This is a genomic window from Ferrimonas sediminum, assembly GCF_900100175.1.
GTDB lineage: Bacteria > Pseudomonadota > Gammaproteobacteria > Enterobacterales > Shewanellaceae > Ferrimonas > Ferrimonas sediminum.
The window spans coordinates 26,676-47,943 of record NZ_FNEM01000013.1 but is presented as its reverse complement, the minus strand read 5'-3'; the positions used below and the strand labels follow the sequence as shown (position 1 = coordinate 47,943).

Annotated in this window: 17 protein-coding genes; 10 read left to right on the top strand and 7 right to left on the bottom strand. The window is 58.7% G+C overall.

Annotated features, from left to right (window positions below):
• The first annotated feature begins 274 nt into the window (after window positions 1–274).
• Together BLT77_RS14125 and BLT77_RS14120 are read left to right on the top strand one after the other, a co-directional pair.
• A complete protein-coding gene (locus tag BLT77_RS14125) occupies window positions 275–1,150 on the top strand; it encodes a LysR family transcriptional regulator (RefSeq protein ID WP_090366529.1) in 876 nt (291 codons plus the stop codon).
• A gap of 99 nt (window positions 1,151–1,249) precedes the next feature.
• A complete protein-coding gene (locus BLT77_RS14120; RefSeq protein ID WP_090366527.1) occupies window positions 1,250–2,146 on the top strand; it encodes a sulfite exporter TauE/SafE family protein in 897 nt (298 codons plus the stop codon).
• Between the two features lie 27 nt (window positions 2,147–2,173).
• Here BLT77_RS14120 and BLT77_RS14115 read toward each other — a convergent pair whose 3' ends face one another.
• On the bottom strand, window positions 2,174–3,925 hold the full coding sequence (locus BLT77_RS14115) for a putative bifunctional diguanylate cyclase/phosphodiesterase (protein ID WP_176819318.1): 1,752 nt from the start codon (window positions 3,923–3,925) through the stop codon (window positions 2,174–2,176).
• Between the two features lie 305 nt (window positions 3,926–4,230).
• On the opposite strand from BLT77_RS14115, the gene BLT77_RS14110 reads away from it, so the two are divergent.
• From BLT77_RS14110 to trhA, 6 genes are all read left to right on the top strand, one after another.
• Complete coding sequence (locus BLT77_RS14110) at window positions 4,231–5,853, top strand: amidohydrolase (protein WP_090366523.1); 1,623 nt, start codon at window positions 4,231–4,233, stop codon at window positions 5,851–5,853.
• A 95-nt stretch (window positions 5,854–5,948) separates the two neighbouring features.
• Window positions 5,949–7,571: a VRR-NUC domain-containing protein gene (locus BLT77_RS14105; protein WP_342707547.1), complete on the top strand. Its 1,623-nt coding sequence runs from the start codon at window positions 5,949–5,951 to the stop codon at window positions 7,569–7,571.
• Window positions 7,572–7,644: 73 nt separating this feature from the next.
• Entirely contained in the window at window positions 7,645–8,541 is an 897-nt protein-coding gene (locus BLT77_RS14100) for a DUF808 domain-containing protein (protein WP_090366654.1), read from the top strand.
• 176 nt (window positions 8,542–8,717) lie between these two features.
• Window positions 8,718–9,407 carry an aquaporin Z gene (gene aqpZ / locus BLT77_RS14095; protein WP_090366517.1) on the top strand — a complete coding sequence of 230 codons (690 nt, stop codon included), beginning with the start codon at window positions 8,718–8,720 and terminating at the stop codon, window positions 9,405–9,407.
• Window positions 9,408–9,696: 289 nt separating this feature from the next.
• Window positions 9,697–10,140 (top strand): protein-tyrosine phosphatase family protein, encoded by a 444-nt coding sequence (locus BLT77_RS14090; RefSeq protein ID WP_090366515.1) that lies wholly within the window; start codon window positions 9,697–9,699, stop codon window positions 10,138–10,140.
• 243 nt (window positions 10,141–10,383) lie between these two features.
• A complete protein-coding gene (trhA, locus tag BLT77_RS14085) occupies window positions 10,384–11,034 on the top strand; it encodes a PAQR family membrane homeostasis protein TrhA (RefSeq protein ID WP_245709956.1) in 651 nt (216 codons plus the stop codon).
• Here the strand turns inward: trhA and BLT77_RS14080 are convergent.
• From BLT77_RS14080 to imuA, 5 genes are all read right to left on the bottom strand, one after another.
• Window positions 11,031–13,214 (bottom strand): DUF6351 family protein, encoded by a 2,184-nt coding sequence (locus tag BLT77_RS14080; RefSeq protein WP_090366510.1) that lies wholly within the window; start codon window positions 13,212–13,214, stop codon window positions 11,031–11,033. The two genes, trhA and BLT77_RS14080, sit on opposite strands and share 4 nt — an antisense overlap.
• A 203-nt stretch (window positions 13,215–13,417) precedes the next feature.
• Window positions 13,418–13,627 (bottom strand): cold-shock protein, encoded by a 210-nt coding sequence (locus BLT77_RS14075; protein ID WP_028112390.1) that lies wholly within the window; start codon window positions 13,625–13,627, stop codon window positions 13,418–13,420.
• A 144-nt stretch (window positions 13,628–13,771) separates the two neighbouring features.
• Entirely contained in the window at window positions 13,772–16,861 is a 3,090-nt protein-coding gene (locus BLT77_RS14070) for an error-prone DNA polymerase (RefSeq protein WP_090366507.1), read from the bottom strand.
• On the bottom strand, window positions 16,852–18,252 hold the full coding sequence (locus tag BLT77_RS14065; protein WP_090366504.1) for a Y-family DNA polymerase: 1,401 nt from the start codon (window positions 18,250–18,252) through the stop codon (window positions 16,852–16,854). The genes BLT77_RS14070 and BLT77_RS14065 overlap by 10 nt, the downstream gene beginning before the upstream one ends.
• A complete protein-coding gene (gene imuA, locus BLT77_RS14060) occupies window positions 18,252–18,920 on the bottom strand; it encodes a translesion DNA synthesis-associated protein ImuA (protein ID WP_143026641.1) in 669 nt (222 codons plus the stop codon). The genes BLT77_RS14065 and imuA overlap by 1 nt, the downstream gene beginning before the upstream one ends.
• 174 nt (window positions 18,921–19,094) lie before the next feature.
• On the opposite strand from imuA, the gene BLT77_RS14055 reads away from it, so the two are divergent.
• Both BLT77_RS14055 and BLT77_RS14050 read left to right on the top strand, forming a co-directional pair.
• Window positions 19,095–19,448 carry an MGMT family protein gene (locus BLT77_RS14055; RefSeq protein ID WP_090366497.1) on the top strand — a complete coding sequence of 118 codons (354 nt, stop codon included), beginning with the start codon at window positions 19,095–19,097 and terminating at the stop codon, window positions 19,446–19,448.
• Window positions 19,449–19,533: 85 nt separating this feature from the next.
• Window positions 19,534–20,259, top strand: a complete 726-nt coding sequence (locus BLT77_RS14050) for a DUF3108 domain-containing protein (protein WP_090366471.1) — start codon at window positions 19,534–19,536, stop codon at window positions 20,257–20,259.
• Here the strand turns inward: BLT77_RS14050 and BLT77_RS14045 are convergent.
• Window positions 20,219–21,004, bottom strand: coding sequence for a class II glutamine amidotransferase (locus BLT77_RS14045; RefSeq protein WP_090366469.1), 786 nt, complete (start codon window positions 21,002–21,004; stop codon window positions 20,219–20,221). The genes BLT77_RS14050 and BLT77_RS14045 overlap by 41 nt on opposite strands.
• Between the last annotated feature and the right edge of the window lie 264 nt (window positions 21,005–21,268).

The window sequence follows — 21,268 nt, the reverse complement described above, 5'->3', positions numbered from 1 at the left end:
TGCTTACCTCCGGCGGCCAATCTCTTCTCAATCAGACCTTGCAAGTCGGGAGCCTGGGCCGAAATTCAGTGTAGAAATTTATCTCGGCATCGAGATTCGGTAACGAAAGACCAATGTGGGAAAACGTACCAGGGTAGCTCTGAGTCATAACGCACTACGGGTTCTGTCTTAAGAAAGTGGCAACAGAGTACCCATGCTCAACCAAAGCTAGGAATTATGAAAAATTCCTCTTTTGATAATACAATGCAATTACAAACACCTGAAACCGAGCCCTATGCTTAACCTTAACTGGCTGCAGACCTACGTTACCCTGGTGGAAACCGGCCATTTCACCCACACCGCCGACAAGTTGGCCATGACCCAGCCAGGGGTCAGCCAACACATCAAAAAACTGGAGCAGCACTTTGGTCAGCCGCTGCTGATTCGCGAAGGCAAACGCTTTGATCTGACCCAGTCCGGCCGCGACGTCTATCAGCAAGCCCAGCGCACGCTGGCGGAGCTGTCCGGTCTGGAGCAGCAACTGTCGACGGATGACCCCTTCAACGGCCCGGTGCGTTTTGCCTCACCAGGCAGCCTGGGGTTGAAACTCTACCCCGAACTGCTGGCTCTGCAACAGCAACACCCGTCGCTGAGCATCGACTATACCTTTGCCCCCAATGAAGGGGTGGAACGGGATCTGGTGGCCCGCAAGCTCGATATTGGCCTGATCACCCGTCCCGGCGACAAGTCGGATCTGGCCTACCGCCCCTTTGCCGAAGAACCACTGTTTTTGGTAACCCCGGCCCACATCGACGCCCCTGACTGGGCCACCCTGATGGCACTGGGCTACATCGATCACCCCGATGGCGCCCACCATGCCGGCATGCTGCTGGGCAGCAATTTTGAGCAATACCAGCAGCTGTCCCAGCTCCCCAAACGCGGCTTTTGCAACCACATCAGCATGATTCTCGAACCGGTCAGCCGGGGATTGGGCTTTACCGTCCTGCCCCGCTACGCCGTCGCCGCCTTTCCCCGGCCGGATGAGATCGCGGTCCACACCCTGCCCCAGCCGGTGTCTGAATCTATCTATCTGGTGCAGCGACGACACCAGCCGTTACCAACTCGTATTCGATTTCTGATCGAAGCCATTACGCCGATGTTAAGCGAATGAACGAAACTCAAAAAATAGGGTAAAAGCCGCTATCCCAGTCTGGCCGGGGCCTTGCTCAACTGTTAGCATCGCCGGCCTGACAGTTCTTTGGAAATTCTTATGCTGGCCTTTGCGCTTCAGGTCGTCTTCGTGGCAGGCGGCCTCATCTACTGCTGGATGCTGTTCCATGCCTTTAGCAAACAGCGTCGCGACGGACAACTCGTGCCCTCAACGTCGGTGGCAAAAGTCGGCGCCGTCGGGGCGCTGGCAAACTTCCTGGACACTCTGGGCGTGGGCAGTTTTGCCATCAAGACGGCGTTCTACAAACAGTTTAAACTGGTCGATGATCGGCTGCTGCCCGGCACCCTCAACGGCCAGTGCGTACTGCCCACGGTGGCTCAGGCACTGCTGTTCATCGGTGCTGTGGACGTCGATCCGGTCACCCTGATAGGCATGATGGCCGCTGCGGCTCTGGGAGCCTGCATTGGGGCCAAATGGGTGTCAGGGCTGGATCGACAGCTAGTGCGGTTGATCATGTGCATCGCCCTGCTGATCGTGGCAGCGCTGATTTTCGCCGGTCTGCTGGGCTGGTTCCCGGTTGGGGGCGATGCCATGGGCCTGGGGGGCACCAAACTGGCCATTGCACTCGCAGGCAACTTTATCTTCGGTGCCCTGATGAGTGTTGGCGTTGGCCTCTATGCACCCTGCATGACGCTGGTGTACCTGTTGGGAATGAACCCCATCGCCGCGTTCCCCATCATGATGGGATCCTGTGCGGTGTTGAGCTTTTTCTCGGCCGGCACTTTTATCCGCAACGGTGCCTTCGATGCCAAGGCGGTGCTCGCCGTCGCGATAGCCGGCCCCGTGGCCGTGGTGCTGGCCGCCACGCTGGTGAAATCGATGGATGTGGAGATGCTCAAATGGCTGGTGGCATTTGTGGTGCTCTATACCTCGGCATCGATGTACCGCTCCTGGCAGCAATCGCGACCACCGGCGGCAGCCCATGCCTCGCAATAAACAAAAAGAGACCCTCGGGTCTCTTTTTTAATGTCTGCCCTTCAAGGCCTGCCAGCGCTGTCGCACCAGGTGTTCAAACCGCACTGCCGCCACCGGCGGGCTCACCAGATACCCCTGCCCTGACTCACATTGATGACTGCGCAAAAACTCATACTGGAAATCGGTCTCGATCCCTTCTGCGGTTACCACCATCTCCAGATTATGCGCCAGGGCGATAATCGACTGGACAATGGCGCCATTACGCTCGTCGGTTTCCAGCTCGCAAATGAAGCTGCGATCAATCTTTACTCTGTCCACCGGCAGAGTCTTTAAACGACCAAAGGAGGAGTAACCGGTACCAAAATCATCGATGGCGATGGCCACTCCGGCCTGGCGCAACCGCCACAGTTGCGAGGCGATGGTCTTGCCCTGCTGCAGCAACATGGTTTCGGTGACCTCGATCTCCATGCACTCCGGCGGAATCCCATACTGATTCAGCGCCATCAGCAGACTCTCCACCAGTTCACCGGTTTCAATCTGCTTCACCGAGATATTGATGCTCACCTGCTGCAACGGCAAACCCTGCTCCAGCCAGCGTGCCATCTGCAGGCAAGCCATCTCAATCACCTGTTGGCCAATCTCGACGATCAGGCCGCTGGTTTCTGCCTGGGCAATAAAGGCATCGGGCGTCAGCACGCCACGGTCGGGGTGGCGCCATCGGATCAGCGCCTCGGCGCCTGTCACCATGCCGCTACCTAGATGAAACACCGGCTGAAACAGCAGAAAGAACTCCTGCTTCTCAATGGCCCGGCGGATCTCTTTGAGTAGCTGCTTCTCCTGAGCCATCTCATCCGCCAGAGACTCGCTGTAACTGTGCACCTGTTGAGTCCCGAGCCGCTTAGACTGGAACATCGCCATTTCGGCCCGGTGCAATATGGCCTTGGTGGTGCACACCTCAGGGCACAGATGGCTGATGCCAATGCTGGACTGAGTGCGCACCTCGACCCCATCCACCTCGATGAGGGTATCGAGCCGACGCAGCGCCTGCTCGGCCCATGCCCGGGCCTGTTGCGGATCGTCATCGGTCAGGACCACCAGAAAGGTATCGCCATCAAATCGTCCCAGATAACCTCTGCCACTGAGCGACGCAGTCAGCACCGATGCCAGTGCCTTTAGCACTTTGTCACCAATACGAAACCCAAACTCTTCGTTGACCCGCTTAAAATTGTTCACCCCGATACACAGCAGGCTCAGCTGCGGCGTATGGATCGCCAACTGCTGGCCAATGTGCTGCACCAGGGCAGCGCGGTTTGGCAGGCCGGTCAGGGTGTCGGTAAATTCAGAAACTCGAAGCTTGTTTTCCACCTCTTTGATCAGGCTGATGTCGCGGCCAATGGCCAACAGCGCCACCCCCGTACCCACCGGTACTGAATTTAGGGTAATCTCACACATCAGCGGCTCACCGCTGCGGGTCTGATGAACCCACTCGAACCGGTGATAGCCATATTTGATTGCCGAGTCGATCATCGACTGGGCCAACTCTTCGGAGGAGGACCGGTTGGGCTGTACGGCGGGGGAGATCTCCGCCGGGCTCAAACCCAGCAAGTCAGATGCATCATCAAACCCGAGTTGCCGAACTGCCACCGGGTTACACCAGAAAAACCGCCCCTTATGAACCACCCACATCATGTCTGATGTGCCGGCAAACAACTGCCGAATCACATCCAGATAAGCCAACAACCCCTGTTCCGTCAATGGCGATGTTGCCGCGGTTTCGGGGGCCGACTGATCACTGCTCATGGCCAATATTACCCTCTCCCCAACAGGTAGGTACCCACACAGTAACATGGGTCACTGCAACATTAAAGTAACAACAAGATGGGGAATTATCTCTATTTGTCAGTGCCTTTAACTAATTCACGTTAGACTAAAAAGGGTCTCCGGCTACGAATATAGCCGTTTGAATCCAGCCCGTAGAATGTCGCTCCACCGCTTACCTCCCCAATGCCATGACATCGGTCATTGCCTCGTCAGGCCCCATGCTGATACCGTAGTCCTCGCCCTAAGAGGATCAATCTAACTCACTCTATTCAAAAGGAATTGAAATGCGCGCTCTGCTGGGAGCCCTGTGTCTGGCTCTGTCTACCGGGTCGCTTGCCGACTCATTGGTGATCAACAACGTCAATGGCTACACCCTTACCGATCAAGGAGTACAGCGCTTTGGAGCCCTGCACATCGACGACGGAAAAGTGGTGGCGACCGCGCCACGAGACGGCTTCAGAGGGCTTTCCCCGAACCGGCTTATCGATGGCAAAGGCCACACTCTGCTGCCCGGTCTGACTGACGCCCATGGCCATATTATGGGGCTGGGCTATCTGCAATCGGATCTTGACCTCAGCGGCGTCACCAGCAAGCAGGCCGCGCTGGAACGTTTACGTCAGTTCGCCGACGCCCACCCCCATCTGACCTGGATTCGCGGCCGGGGCTGGAATCAGGAGCTGTGGCCCGATACCGCTTTTCCCACCGCCAGTGATCTGGATGCCGTCGTGCCGGAGCGTCCGGTCTGGCTACGCCGGGTAGACGGGCACGCCGGCTGGGGTAACAGCCGGGCACTGACCCTGGCCCGTATCACTCCGGCCACCGCCGATCCGGAGGGCGGCCAACTGCTGCGCAATGCCGACGGCTCGCCGACCGGCATTCTGATCGACAACGCCATGGGGCTGGTGGAGGGGCGCCTTCCATCTCGCGAGCCCCACGAAACCGAAGCGGCCTTCCGCTCCGCCACTCGCAAGTTGGCCTCACTGGGCCTCACCGGAGTCCACGATGCCGGCGTCGACTATCGAACATTACAGATGTACCAGGCGTGGGATCAGCAGCAACAGTTGCCAATTCGAATCTACGCCATGGTGTCGGATCTGGATACCCTCAGCCGCATGCCGGGCCCCTACTACGGCGATCGGCTTATCGCCCGCTCGGTGAAGCTCTATGCCGATGGTGCCCTGGGCAGTCGCGGTGCCGCCCTGCTGGACGACTACAGCGATATGAAAGGGCACAGGGGCCTGTTGATTCACCCCATAAAAGAACTCAAAAGGCGCATCAAAGGAGTCATTAACCGTGGCTTCCAGGCCAACGTCCATGCCATTGGCGACCGAGGCAACCGCGAGGTGCTGGAAGCGATGATCAGCTATGGTAAACCAGAGCAGCGCAACCGCATCGAGCACTTGCAGGTGGTCGAGCCTAACGACTTTGTCCGCATCAAAGCCGCCGGCATAGTTGCCTCCATGCAGCCGACCCACGCCACCTCCGACATGAATATGGCCGAAGACCGGCTTGGGCCTTTGCGAATCCATGGCGCCTACGCCTGGAAAACCGTAATCAATCAGGGCATCCCTTTTGCTGCCGGATCCGACTTTCCCATCGAATCACCTAACCCCTTCTGGGGGCTGTACTCGGCGGTGTCACGCCAGAATCATCAAGGTCACCCCGAGGGGGGCTGGTACCCGAAGCAAAGTCTGAGCCGCGAAGAGGCACTGCATGGCTTTACCCTGGGGGCCGCCTACGCCAGCTTTCAAGAGCAACAGCAGGGCTCGCTGGAGCCAGGCAAGAGGGCCGATTTTATCCTGATTGATCGCGACTACTTCACCGTACCGGTAGAGCAGATCTGGCAGACTCAGGTCCTGGCGACCTACATCGACGGCCAACCGGTCTACCAGAAACCCGGCCTCTGACAGCGCGGCGAAAACGCGGCCCGGCGATCGGCACTGAACGGTTGCACCGGGCCCCCGCTTCGGTATGGTTAGGGCATCCCAGGTCAACATGAGCAGTGCACGTGAGTTCGTCCCCACGACCCGAATTACCTCAAGACTACTACCTCAGCAATTTCACCCGGATGGTAAACGATGTCGTGGGCCGTTACCGATCGCTACTGAACGACGACGAACTGCGGTGGATTCGGGAGTTTGACACCCTGCCCCATTCGGGACGCTGCCTGTGCGTACGCCTGCTGTCCAGAAAAGGTCCGGTGTTTCGCACCGATAAACTCCGTTACCCCGAGATCGACGATCTGGCCGGCGCCATAACCGCCCTGCTGGACGCAGGCATGATTCAGCCGTTTCAACCCGGCAGCTGGTCACAACTGGCCCCCTGGGTGACCAAAGCCGAGATACTCCGTTACGTCCCCGCCGGGCTGGGAAAGCTGAGAAAACCTGAGTTGGTGGCGCAGCTTGAACTGCAGGCACACCCGTTACCCGAATTGGCCTTGATTGTCCTCAGCCAGACCGAGCTGCTCGAGACCCTGCTGCTGCTCTATTTCGGCAACGCCCGTCAGGATTTGGCCCAGTTTGTGGTCAGTGATCTTGGCATTCAGGTATTTGAAAACTACTCGCTGGATCCCAGCCTGAACGCCTTCGAGCAGCGATCGCAGTTGGAGGCCGCCCGACAGCTGAGTCAACTCGATAAGCGCCGTCAGCTTGCCTCAGAACAGAAAGATCGCTTGGCGATTCTGGCACTGGCCGACGAGCTGCCTTTGCCCCTGCCCTGGCCCAGATGGGAACGGCGACGACAGCGACTGCTGCTGGAGATTGCCCGTGAGTATGAGCGCGATAAGCAGCCACAACAGGCTTTGGCTTTGTATCAGCACAGCCAGCTCGCGCCCAGTCGCGAGCGCCAGGCCAGGCTGCATCTGAACGCCGATGCGCCCCACCGGGCCCGCCCGCTGGTTCGGGCCATGCTCGACCAACCGGAGAACGAACAGGAGCTCACCGTTGCCCGCCGTCTGGGGAAAAAACTGAACCGGATTGCGCCTTTTGAGTATCCTCAGCTAGCTCCGCCCCAGATTCAGCAGTGCACATTGACCCTGAATGGCAAAGACGCACCGATAGAGTTGCTGGTCGCCGAACACTACCAAGCACAGGGATGGCAGGCGCATTACTGCGAAAACGCTCTGCTCAACGCGTTGTTTGGCCTGGCATTCTGGCCGGCGATCTTCGCACCGGTTCAAGGCGCCTTCCTCAACCCTTATCAGCTTGGTCCCACAGACATGTTCAGCCCTCAGTTCACTCAAACACGGCGCGACGCCATCGACCGAATCCTGTCTCGCTGGCAGCCTGCCCAGCTGCTGGACACCTTTGACCAAAAACAGGGCATCGCCAACTACTGGGTCAACTGGGACGGGATCAGCCGGCCGCTGATCGAATCGGCGTTATCCAGCTTAAGCCATGCCCAGCTGACCGCCTGCTTTCGACGATTACTGTTTGATCTCAAGGCCAACCGCAGTGGCCACCCGGATCTGTTTCTGACCCGGAATAACCGCTGTCTGTGGCTGGAAGTCAAAGGTCCGGGCGACAGCTTGAGAGACAACCAGATTCGCTGGCTGACCTTCTTTGACGATCACGACATCCAAGCCGCTGTCTGTTATGTGACCATCGACGCATCCTCCGACGATTAGGCGGTTGAAGTCCGCTGGTGTCAGGCCTATCCTGTGTGGCTAACTTACTGATTTTGTATTGGATGATACCGAAATGGCCGGAGCCAGTTTATTAACCCTTCTGGATGACATCGCCTCTCTGCTCGATGATGTTGCCGTTATGAGCAAAGTGGCGGCCCGTAAGACTGCAGGCGTGCTTGGTGACGATCTGGCCGTGAATGCCGAACAGGTCTCCGGAGTTAAAGCCGACCGGGAACTGCCGGTGATCTGGGCGGTGGCTAAGGGCTCATTTCTGAATAAGTGCTTTCTGGTGCCCGCCGCACTGGCCATCAGTGCCTTTATTCCCTGGCTGATTACGCCACTGCTGATGCTTGGCGGCCTGTTCCTCTGTTTTGAAGGAGCAGAAAAAGTACTGGAGATGACCTCAAAAAAGAGTCACCACCAGACGCCGAACCTCAGCGGTGACGATCAGCAGTTGTATGAACACACCAAGATCAAAGGCGCCATCCGCACCGACTTTATTCTATCGGCCGAGATCATCGTCCTGACTCTGGGGGTGGTGGCCGCCGCCCCCTTTATGACCCAGGTGGCGACCATGTCGACCATAGCAATCCTGATGACCATTGGTGTCTACGGACTGGTGGCGGTCATAGTGAAGATCGACGATGCCGGACTGTACCTGAGCCAGCGTTCCACTCCCCTGACCCAGTCTTTTGGCCGACTGCTGCTGGCCGCCGCTCCGAAACTGATGAAGTCTCTGTCGCTGATTGGCACCATTGCCATGTTCCTGGTCGGCGGTGGCATCTTGAGTCACGGCGTACACCTGTTCAGCGAATGGATCTCCGAGGCCGCCGCCGAAACCGCCCTGATTCCAGCCATCGGCCATATCGCGTCGGCGCTGGTGCCCGCCCTACTGAACGGCCTCATCGGCATGATTGCAGGCTTTGTATTGGTGGCCATCGCTCACCTCATCGCCAGACTCCGTCATTGATCACTGTGGGCCGAAGCCTGACTTCGGCCCCGCTCCCTGCCCCGGCGCCTAAAAGGCAGGCCTGTCCACTCTGGTCTACACTGTGAACGCCCGCTGATTATCAAGTAACTGCCTGTGAACCAGACAGTTACTCAGTCTATGGCGTGGCCCCCCCTGTGGCAGACATGGAGCAAGGCATGAAACGCTATTGTGCAGAATTCATCGGTACCTTCTGGCTGGTTCTTGGCGGCTGCGGCAGTGCCGTATTAGCCGCGGGCTTTCCCGACGTGGGCATCGGCCTGCTGGGCGTGGCACTGGCATTTGGCTTAACCGTGCTGACCATGGCATTTGCCCTGGGCCACATCTCCGGCTGTCATCTGAACCCGGCGGTCTCCATTGGCCTGTGGGCCGGCGGCCGCTTTGAGGCCAGCGCCCTGCTGCCCTACATTCTGGCCCAGGTCGCGGGCGGCCTGGTGGCTGGGGGAGTGCTGTTTTTGATCGCCAGCGGCGCCCCGGGGTTTGATGTCAGCGCCGGGTTTGCCGCCAATGGCTACGGCAATCACTCTCCCGGCGGCTACGGCCTGGGTGCGGCGCTGCTCACCGAAGTGGTGATGACCATGGTATTTCTGGTGGTCATTCTTGGCGCCACCGATCCCCGGGCACCGGCTGGACTTGCGCCGGTGGCCATCGGCCTGTGCCTGACTCTGATCCACCTGATCAGCATCCCGGTCACCAACACCTCGGTCAACCCTGCCCGCAGTACCGGTGTGGCCCTCTACGTGGGCGACTGGGCCCTGTCTCAGCTGTGGCTGTTCTGGCTCGCGCCCATTGCCGGTGCCGTACTGGGTGCCTTCATCTACCGTTACCTGGGTTCTGATCCAAGCTGAATCCCGGCTCATTCAGGGCCCATTGCCGCCGATGGCAGGCGATGGGCCCAAACGGTGCAATTGTGCATCATTTGCCCCGCAATAGTTACACTCAGGTTGCCAATCGTATCCATTGCGTTATCGGTGATCGAAGCATTTTCGCCAAACTTAGGCGCACTTAACCCCAAGTAAAGCGACAATCATCCGCCTTAATTGAGTCTGAACGAAACGCCGAAATCCGCCGGTTTCCTTTCACCTACGCACCGCAAACTTTCTACACTACTCTCACCGACGACTACAGGAGAGCACCATGACACATTCTGACACCCTGACCCCCTGGTGGATTATCCCGGGTCGCCTTGCCGGCATGCGCAAGCCTCAGACTCATGAACTGGATACTCTGGCAAAATCACGATTCCAGGCCGTGGTTTCGCTGTTGGAGAACGAAGACAATCATCAGCTGTATCACAACTGGCAACTGCCTTACCTATGGCTACCCACCGAAGACGGTCAGACCGTCAGCCCTCAGCAGCTGCAGCAGCTGGAGCAGTTCATCGACCGCTTTGACGGTGCGGTGGCCATTCACTGCAATGACGGTCGAAAGCGCACCGTCAGTGCCATCGCCGCCTACCTGATCCGCAAAGAGCACGACTTTGAGCAGGCACTGAAACTGGCCAGCAAAGGCCAGCCTCCAATCGAGCTGGATGAACCCCAGTTGCTGTCGCTGCTGCAGATTGCCAAAGTGGTTCAATAACGGCCGAACGTGGCAGCCTAGGCTGCCCCCGTCTTAAGACTTACCCCGACTGGAAAATCCTGCTCATTCACTTCATCATGGGTCTATTCAGACCCACTGCCGCTTAACGCCCTGGGTGACCTTCCCAGTTGTTTGAAGGTGGACTGAACATCGCCCCAAACTTTTTAGGCGTACATGTGTACGCTTAAATAATCTCCTGCTACACTGGTCGGACTTTTTATGCAGCAACCGCAAAGGAACCCTATGGCCTCAGCCACTATGCCCTACTCTCAAGGGGAAGAGATCGCCAACGCCATCACCCACGGACTGGGGGTTGCCGCCGCCATCGTCGGCCTTACCCTGATGCTCACCAAGGGTATCCCGGTGTTGTCGGGCTGGGAGATTGCCGCCGTAAGCATCTACGGCGCCAGTATGATTCTGCTGTTTCTGTTTTCGACGCTGTACCACTCCATCTCCAACCCCAGCGCCAAGAAGGTGTTTAAGCGGCTGGATCATTGTGCCATCTATCTGCTGATCGCCGGCACCTACACACCGATGATGTCCATTAGCCTGGAAGGCTGGAAAGCCGACCTGATTCTGGCCACTATTTGGTCCATGGCCATCGCCGGAGTGATCTTTAAAACCTTCTTTATTCATCGCTTCAAGAAACTGGCATTGGCCACCTATCTGGTGATGGGCTGGCTCTGCTTGTTAGTGATCTACCCTTTGTATCAGGTTCTGCCCAGCGCCGGTTTCCACCTGCTGTGGATCGGCGGCCTGTGCTACAGCGGTGGTGTGGTGTTCTATGTAGCCAAACAAACCCCCTATACCCACGCCATCTGGCACCTGTGCGTACTGGCTGGAGCGGTTTGCCACTGCGTCGCCATCGCCGCCTACATCATCCCCTCCGCCTAGAATCCAGCCGCCGGAGTCAAGTCCGGCGGACGCATGGCATCGACCCCCGTCAGGTCGCAGACGCCATCGGGAAACACCTGCCTGAGCTGAGCCAGATAGGGAGCCACCGCCACCTCACCATACTGCCCCTGAGCCAGTGCTTCATCGACAGGCAGTAACCGGCACTGGAACACACTGCCCCGCCAGGGTCCACCAGCCTGAACCCGGGCATTGCTGAAGTGAGGATAACGTTTGCTGCACGCCCCCGGCTGGCGGCCATTCCATCGACCGTCCCAGACCTCGGCGCCGCGCTGGAGCACCCGCCCGTTGGCATCGAAACACTGATCCTCTATCTGAGCCGGTCGCGACTGCCCCATCAACCTGGCCTGCAACCACAACTCCATGGCTTCAAACGCTTCTTTCAGCGGCGTGTAGCGATAATCCGATACCCAGATCACCTGATTATCGGTATGCCCGTGCCAATCCAGAATACGGGAACGGGCTTCAAAGGAGGCCGACAGATGATGCATATCCAGCCGCTCCTCCAGATAATGGCGCAGATCAATGACCGGAATGGGGTTGGCCCCCACAAACACCTGACCGGTACGATAAGCCCGAGCCACCGCATGGGGATCCGGTTGCCGGCGCGGGGCCGGAGCTCCTTCGGTGATATTGTGATTGCCCCACAGTGACAACCATAACGGCAACTGCATCCCCAATGGCATCCAGATGGCTTCACGACTCATCCCCTCGGTAGCCTGCCAGCTGCCAATGTGACGATTCAGGTGCAAGAACTCCGGCACCGAAATCCGCCCCTGTCGCAACGGCCGTAAGCCATACTGCACTCCCCGGTTACCCCAGGCCGCGCGGGCAAAGCCATGTTGATCCCGGCCGAAAATCTGCACCAAATCTTCCCAATAACTCCAGTGTTGCTGTCGGTTAATGGCATCACTGAACATCGGCCGAATGTAGCCCTGCCTCGGGTTATGAATCAGCGCCGACAGGCCAAACCAGCCGTTGATGCACTCACTGGAACCCTGAGGCCAACTGGGCCAGCGCCCGTGCAGCAGCTGATTCAACGGCTCCAGAAACGGCGCCCGTTGACTAAAACCGGCCGCCGCATTGAGACCCTCAAGTTCGGTGCGATTATCAAAGTCCTGCCACCGATGTCGTCTGGGGCTGCGAAAAGCGTAATAGGTGTTGAACAGATCGCAATCCAGACCGTACAAAGCCTGAGTCACCATGTCCGGATAGGCGTACAACGCCAGGGCTCCATCGATGACCTGGCTGCGATTTTGCGCCATCAGGTATTGGCTCAGGCCGCCACCGGAGCCACCGATGCCGATGGTGTAACGAGGCTGACCGTACAGTGACACAAACTGGTGCTTGACCCTGCGGGCGGTATCCTCGGCCCGAACCATGTCGTAGGTGTAGCTGGTTTTATTACCGGTAGAGCTGATCACCGCGTAGCCTTGCTGCAGTTGCTGTAAGCGCTTGCGAACAATTTTCGACGGCTTTAACCGCCCCTGTCGAAAACCGATACCACTGCCACCATGAAATTGATAGATCAGTTTGCGGTTCCACCAAGGAGCCTGCTCTCTGGCCGTGGCTGGCGTCGCCAGCATGGCGATGTGGTAGATGTAGCGGTTGATGGTGCCACTCTCGACCCGGTAGATCTGGGCCACAGAGCGACCGCCAATCTCCGTTTGCGCCACTTGAGACGGTGGCACCGGGTTGTCAGGCAGATAGGACCGCAAAGCCCCGTGCCGGTCAAGGTAAAAGTAGTTCAGCACCGAGGGCAGGCCACAATCGCGACTGTAGCCCAATATGGTGTCACCCAGCTGGCTGCCCCGCTCATCATACACCGCCACTCCCTCTCCTCTCTGGTTATCGATAAGCGGCTGCCCCAATCCGGAAGCCAGTGTCATGCAGAAAAACGGGTATTGGCGGGCCCCCGCATACAGAGGCTCCGCGGGGCCGACCTGCCCCAGAGGAATGGGAAAGACATAGGTTTCTGGCGGTCGCGGAGTGAGTGCCAGGTGAGTCTCGATACTCAACATCGGCCTGCTCTCCGGCGGCGGCAGCTGTCGAACCTGGATAGCACGGTAAGGGTGATGCCAATCCCGGTACTGGTAGTACCCCACGGTGACCAGTAAGCCTGACAACAGCAATACTCCGGCCCAGAACAACCACTTCACCATCTCCGCCCCCTTGTGCAGCGACCCGATGCTGTGCGCCTGGCCTCACCATCGGGGCCACTTAACAGCACGCCGTGACAGTAAGTATTTGCCAGATCGGCGCCGGTCTCCATCTGGTCGGGGGGGTCGGAAACGCACCGGAAGTCAAAAAACGGACAAAAAAAAGCCCTCGCCATACGGCAAGGGCCTCGAATCTTTTGTAAGTGTTAGATAACGCTTACGTTCTCTGCTTGAGGGCCTTTCTGACCCTGAGTCACGGTCATAGTAACCTGTTGACCTTCAACCAAAGTACGGCGTCCATTACCCTGGATAGCAGAGAAGTGCACGAACACATCCTTGCCATCTTCACGGGAGATGAAGCCAAATCCTTTTTCGTCGTTAAACCACTTAACTGTACCAGTAACTTGTTCAGACATATCTAACTCTTTCTAAATCAAACGCACAGGCAATCCGTATTACCTGCTATCGATATCAATTATACTCAGGATGTTTGGGTTTACAAACCATCTGGCGATTTTTTTATCAATTACAGCCAGTGATCGAATGATGAACACTATTTCTTAACGAAAATTTCGTGATTTCACCTTGAAATTGTCAATCAGCTCACTCTTATCAGTCAATTTGCCTGCCATCAGGTGCACCACCCTGCCCGCCTTCTCCACCACACCCCGCACCTGCAACAACCGGGCAGTCAAATAGGGCTGCCTCTGAACCCGGGCGGTACCGGCCCAGACCACCACATTGGCGTTGCCTGTCTCATCCTCGAGGGTGATAAACGTCACTCCGCTGGCGGTACCCGGTCGTTGACGCCCAACCACCACGCCAGTCAAAGTCACCAGTTGCCCATGACGACACTGCTGCAGCTGCTCTGCCGTTCGCTGCCCCGTCAGATCACCCCGCTGACGCAGCATCGCCATCGGGTGTTGCCCCAGAGTCAGTCCCAACTGCTGAAAGTCCGCCAGCATCTCCTGAGCCGCTCCCGGCGGCGGCAACGCTACCCGAGAGGATAGCGGCTGCTCCCCGAACAGCGGCAACTGTTCGGTCACCGCCGCCAGCTGCCAGCGGGCTTGATAGCGGTGGCCACTCATGCACTTAAGGGCGTCGGCACTGGCCAGGCGCTCCAGGCTGCCTCTGTCCAACCGACTCCGTGCCACCAACTGCTGACTGTCCTGATACCCCAACTCCGGCCGCTGTGCCACCACGGCCTGCCCGGCCTCCTCCCCCAGGCCTTTCACCAACCGCAACCCCAGGCGTAACGCCGGTTTCCCTGCAACCGATTCCAGCCGGTGATCCCAGTCACTGTGATTTACCGACACCGGCAACACTTCACCGCCATGCCGACGCAGATCCTGCACCAATTGCGACGGCGTATAAAACCCCATGGGCTGACTGTTGAGCAGGGCGCAGCAAAACGCCACCGGGTAGTGGTACTTCAGGTACGCCGACACGTACGCCAGCAACGCAAAACTGGCAGAGTGGGACTCAGGAAAACCGTACTCACCAAAGCCGCGAATCTGATTGAACACCTGCTGGGCAAACTCATTGCTGTAGCCCCGGCTTGCCATCCCCTCAACCAACTTTTTTTCAAACCGATCCAGCTCACCGTGGCGCTTCCAACTGGCCATGGCCCGCCGCAACTGATCCGCCTCCCCGCCGGAAAATCCGGCGGCCACCATCGCCAGCTTAATCACCTGCTCCTGAAAAATCGGCACTCCGAGGGTACGCTCCAGTACCTGCTGAACCGCTTCGCTGGGGTAGGATACCGCCTCCTGCCCATGGCGCCGCCTCAGGTAGGGGTGAACCATGTCTCCCTGAATCGGCCCTGGCCGGACAATGGCGATCTGCACCACCAGATCGTAATAACAGCGGGGGCGCAACCTGGGCAACATATTGGTTTGCGCCCGCGATTCAATCTGGAACACGCCGATGCTGTCGGCCCGACACAGCATGTCATACACCTGGGGCTGTTCGCGTACCACATCATCCATGCCGTAGGGCCGCCCCTGCCATTGACCGATGAGATCAAAACAGCGGCGAATGGCACTGAGCATTCCCAGAGCCAGTATGTCCACCTTCAGCAGTCCCAGCGCTTCCAGATCATCTTTATCCCACTGAATGACGGTGCGATCGGCCATGGCCGCATTCTCCACCGGCACCAGCTCAGACAGCGGGCCCGACGAGATAATGAAACCGCCCACATGCTGGGACAGGTGGCGAGGAAACCCCAGCAAAGTCTCCACCAGAGGCACCAGAAAAGCCGCGGCTCCGGCGGGAGTCTCCCGGCCCTGCATCAGTGCCCGGGTTTGCTGTTGCCAACTGCTGTTGCCGTCCCGGCGATCCACCTGCTTGATCAGATAATCCTGATAACCGTCATCCAGCCCCAGTGCCTTGGCCACATCCCTAAGGGCACTCTTGAAGCGATAGCTGATCACCGTGGCCGCCAACGCCGCCCGCTCCCGACCATATTTCCCGTAGATGTATTGAATCACCTCCTCCCGGCGCTGATGCTCGAAATCCACATCGATGTCCGGCGGCTCATTCCGTTCACGGGAGATAAATCGCTCAAACAGCAGGTTTACCTGCACCGGGTCCACCTCGGTGATCCCCAGGCAGTAACACACCACAGAGTTGGCGGCCGATCCCCGCCCCTGGTGCAGAATCCGCCGGGCTTTGGCAAAGCGAACGATGTCGTAGATGGTCAGGAAAAAATAGTGATAGCTCAGCTCATCAATCAGCGCCAACTCGGTCTCAATCTGCTGCTGCACCTGGGGCGGGACCCCCTGCGGATAACGCCGCTGAGCCCCGGCGGCCACCTGCTGACGCAGGTACGCCGACGCCGTCATCCCTTGTGGTACCACCTCCGCCGGGTACTGATACCGCAGCTCCTCCAGCTCAAATTGACAACGTTCGGCGATCGCCACCGTGGCCGCCAGCCATTGGGGACGAAACCGCCGGGCCAAAGCCGGCAACGGTTTGATGTGCGCTTCGGCATTGCCACTGAGTCGCCACCCCGCCTGCGACAAGGTACAGCCATGGCGCACACAGCTGAGGACATCCAGCAGTTGCTGTCGCTCAGCACGGTGCATACGCACCCCTCCGGCACAGACCACCGGTAACGACCAACGCAACGACAACGACTCCACCAGTTGCAACCGGCGGTGATCCTGCGGGCAAAAGTGGCGCTCCAGCAGCAGCCAGCAGCGATCGGTAAATTCATCTTGCAGCTGCTGGCAAATGGGATCCAATGCCGACTCCGGCGCCTCGTCGTCCACCAGCAACAACAACAGGCACTCACTCAGGCGCTCATCAAAATCGGCCCAATGGATCTGGTAGTGCCCTTTCGGGCTGCGGCGACGGCTACGGGTGATCAGTGCCGACAGCTGGCCATAGCCTCGGCGGCTTTGGGCCAGCACCACCACCGTGGCCTGTGGCAACCGGAATTCACTGCCCACCAACAGCCGAATCCCATGGATTTTGGCCGCCTCCCAGGCCTTGACGATCCCCGCCAGTGAACACTCATCGGTCAAGGCGATGGCCCGGTAGCCCTGGCAAGCCGCCTCCGCCACCAGCTCCTGTGGATGAGAGGCCCCGCGCAGAAAACTGAAATTACTCAGACAGTGCAGCTCAGCATAATCCACCACTAGAACCATCCATGAATAAACCAGCCGTTGTGCTGGCGAAATGCCCAGCACCAACGATGATCGCCCGTCTGGGCAAGATAGTAATCCCGGCACACCGGCTCCCCGTCCCACCAGCCGGACTCCAACCGCTCCGGCCCCTGGTGCAACTGAAGCTGTTGCCGATTCACCGCTTGAGGCTCGGGCAATAACCACGGCGGCCGCGGCCGCGAGGCCACCGGCTCGCTGCCCTCCCCCAAACCGGCCCAGCGCCAGGCCCGCTCCGGCCGAATCTCATCCACGGTGGCGATGCCCCGAACCCGCTCCTCACCCAGGCGGGCGGTCAGTTGCGAGATCAGCTCCCGTCGCGGCTGCTGACTGGCCACCAAGGACTGGCCGCTTTCGCTCAGCCCTTCGCACGCCAGACTCAGCGGGCTCAACTGCTCACTCTGCAGCACCAACTCCGTCACCGGCTGGTACAGTGTCAGGCGTTCAAACCTCAGCTGCAGCAGCTTAAACAGGGCCTGGCGCTGACTTTCGGCAAACGCCGGACGCAGCACCACTCGAGTGGCCGGCCCCTGACGGTGAATCAAACTCAGGCTAAACTGACTGCACGCCAGTTGCCGCTGGCGCAAAAATTCCGCCAGTGCCGCCACCATGCTTTGCAGAGGAAACAGCAACATCGGCGCCTGCTCCGCCTCTTCCAGCAGCAACCGCTTCTGCAGAAACTGAGGCGACGGCTGATATTCAGGGCGGGGATCAGGCAACTCTCCCTGCAATCGCGACAGGTGCAGCAGCAGCTCGGCACCAAAACGGGAACCCAGCTCCGACCGGGGCAGAGCCAGCAACTGATCAGTCTGAGCAATGCCCATCTGCATCAGTCGCTCAGCACAGTCACCCGGTAGCTGCAGCGCCGTCACCGGCAACGCCCGCAACAGGCTATCGAGCCGGTGAGGATCGCCGCTGTTGCCGTCCCGCCCCTGGCGGGCCAGCACCGTCGCCGCCAGCGGCGTCAACCCCAGCCCCTGCTGACATGGCAGCCCCAGGGCCGCCAGCCCCCGGTTGATCGCTTGGCGCCAACCATCCAGCCCCTGGAACAGGCGCAGCATGCTGCTGCCCTCGAGCAGCAGTAAATCTGGCGCCACCAGCACCACCCGGCCACTGAAACCGTAAGCCCACTGAGCCAGCTCCAGTAACACCTCTTGCTCATCTGCCAGCGGCTCCAGCAGCCATAATTCGGGGCACAGTGCGGTGGCCGTGGCCACACTCTGATCGGTGGCCACCCCCAGAGCCTGCGCCATCTCGTTACACTGGCACACCCGTCGAGGCTGGCCACCGATCAGGGCGGCCGCCACCGGCTCCGAATGCACCTGCAGTTGATGGTGCAGCGCCAGATCGACAAAATGCAGTCCCAGCCACAGCATCACCAGGGACCTTGCAACAGCGTTGCTGCCGGCGGCCGTTCCGGCAGATGCCACCCTTGCGGTTGCACACAGAGCCGCTGCTGGGGCTGACGCCAGCCACCGCGCTGCTTGAGGATCTGCAGCGTCGCTCCGACCGACTCCGGTGTCCAGTGCACCCGCAGGCTGACCGGATGGCTGTCGCACTCGATCTTCCGAGGTAAAAACACCACCGCCACGCTGCCACTTCGCTCGGCCGCCAGCTGCAAACGTCGGGATTCGCTGACCGACAACGTATCAAGCCACAGCAATACCCGCTGACAACTGCCGCTGGCCAGCCCCTGCTCCGCTGCCCACAGCTGCTCTTTGCGATCCAGGTCCGTCAGGCACACCACATTGGCCAACTCGATCCCCTGCTGCATCCAGGCCGGGGCATAAGGCAGATAAGGAGGACACACCAGCAACAGCCACTGATCCTCTCCCGGACACAACAAACGCTGCAACAACAGCGACTCGCCGGTACCCGGCGCTGCCATCAGTACCTCGATAACGCCCTTGTCGGGCCAGCCTCCATGGCACAGGCACTGATCCAGCGCCTCAAAACCGGTCGCGATCCCCCCCTGCTGCTGCTGCCACTGACTGGCCAGCCACAGATCGTCTCGCTGTAATAATGAATCAACGGGTTTTAGCATGATTATCGCCACCACTGTACATTCATACAGTATTAACGATTTTACGCTAAAATCCAACCGTCGTGACCCGATTGCGCTCCCCCAACCCCGCCCCTGAACAAGCAACACTGAAAACCCATCCTAAATTCAGTACACTGCTGGTTCATCCCCGGCAATCAGCACGAGCTCCCAACCATGAACAACACCCCAGCCCTGAGTAAAGAGCAGCGTATCTGGCAGGTTTGCCGGCAGGTGCCGACGGGTAAGGTGGTCAGCTATGGCCAGTTGGCGGATCTGGCCGGGCTGCCCGGGCGGGCAAGATTGGCGGGCAGAGCCCTGAAACTGGCACCGGATACCCTGACCCTGCCCTGGCACCGGGTCCTCAATGCCGCCGGAAAAATTTCCCTGCCCCCGGGCAGCCCCGGCTTTCTGGAACAGCAGTACCGGCTCCGTGAAGAGGGCGTTGTGGTTCGTAACGGCCGGGTAAGAATGTCGGAGTATCAGTGGCAACCGGATCTGGCCGAGTTGCTGTGGCAACTGCCGTTTTAACCACACGGCGGAATGCTTGACTCATTGAGGCCAAATAACTGCTCTACACTCAACACTGTCTATTCCGTTTCACTAAGGAGGGCCGATGCGAATCTGGCCATTAATGGCGCTATTACTGACCGCCAGCGGCGTCGCCAACCCACTGTTGCCCTACCGGGCGGATTATCAGGTCTGGCGCGGCAACTCCCAGCTGGGCAGCGGCTATTATCAACTGCAACAGCAGCAGGACGGGCTCTACTCCCTGGACTACCAAAGCAAAGTGGGTTGGCTGTTTCTGTCGGATACCCGCACCGAAATCAGCGAGTTCAGAGTCAATGGCACCACCCTGATGCCCAGTAAGTACCGCATGAAGCGCTCAGGAACCGGCCCGGATTTCCATGCCAGCATCAGTTTTGACTGGCAGCTACAACGCATCGATGCCCAGTATCGGGATGAGCGCAAACAACTGCCCTGGAGCCAACCCAGGTTCGACCCCCTCAGCTACCAGTTGCAACTGCGGCTGGACGTCGCCCGGGGAGACACCGACATGCTGTATCCCATCGTCTACAAAAACAAGGAGCGGGACTACCGCTATAAAGTGGTGGGGAAAGAGACACTGAGGCTGCCGTTTGGCACCCTGGACACCATCAAAGTGGCCCGGGATCGGGGCGAAGGCAGCAGCCGTCAGACCTATCTGTGGCTGGCGCTGGATCACCATCATGTACTGGCCAAGCTGATCCAGTATAAAGATGGCGATGTTCAGGCCGAGCTGAGACTGGAACGGCTGACCTTCAGCGAGGCCGCGACGCCGCCACCGGCAGTCCGTCCTTAAACAGCTGCCATTCACCGGTCGCCATGGTGTGCCACTGCTCATTGTGGGTCAGTGGCCGGGTGGCAATCACCGAAACGATGTCGGTTTCATTGGTTTCACTGGTGAAATCGATCACCATGTCGGTATCAATCAGCTTGGCCTCGCCAAATGGGGCCTTGCGGGTAATCCAGCACAAGTTGTTGCTGCATACCGCCAACAGGTAGCGACCATCGGTCAGCAACATGTTGAACACCCCCAGTTTTCCCAGCTCTGTGGCCTCGTTGGCCATAAAACGAAACGCCTGCCGCATGTCCTTGGGTTTCTCCGGAAAACGCTGGGCCAGTCGATCCATCAGGTAGCAGAACGCCAACTCACTGTCGGTCTTGCCCACCGGATGGAAGCGTTTGGGCTTCAACTTGTCGGTGTAGTTACTGAGCTGACCGTTATGGGCAAAGGTCCAGTAGCGTCCCCACAGTTCACGACAAAAAGGGTGGGTATTCTCCAGCGACACCCGACCACGGTTAGCCTGGCGAATGTGGCTGATCACCGCCTTGCTCTTGATGGGGTATTCTTTGATCAGGCTGGCGACCTCAGACCGGCAACTGGGCTGGCAATCCCGGAAGGTGCGATTGCCCGGGCCATCATAAAACGTAATGCCCCAGCCATCGGTATGGGGGCCGGTCACACCGCCCCGCTCCACCAATCCGGTAAAGCTGAACACGATGTCGGTCGGTACGTTGGCACTCATGGCCAGCAGCTCACACATGGAATCGTCCGTATCACTCTCTAATAGAAGAAGAATAACCACAAATTCACGCCACTGCACCCAAACCGGCTACAAACGCTCAAACTGTCGCCACCCCAGAATCCACGCCTCTTAGCACAGAGTCCCCAACACGGTTTTACAGTAAAGTGAAATATTTATGGATAAATAAACCTTGAAGATATTTAAACGAGCGTTTACTTTTATGTGACAGAGGTCAGACCAGGCCATATACTGTGACAGAGAGCAAACTCGCCTGAAGGTTTC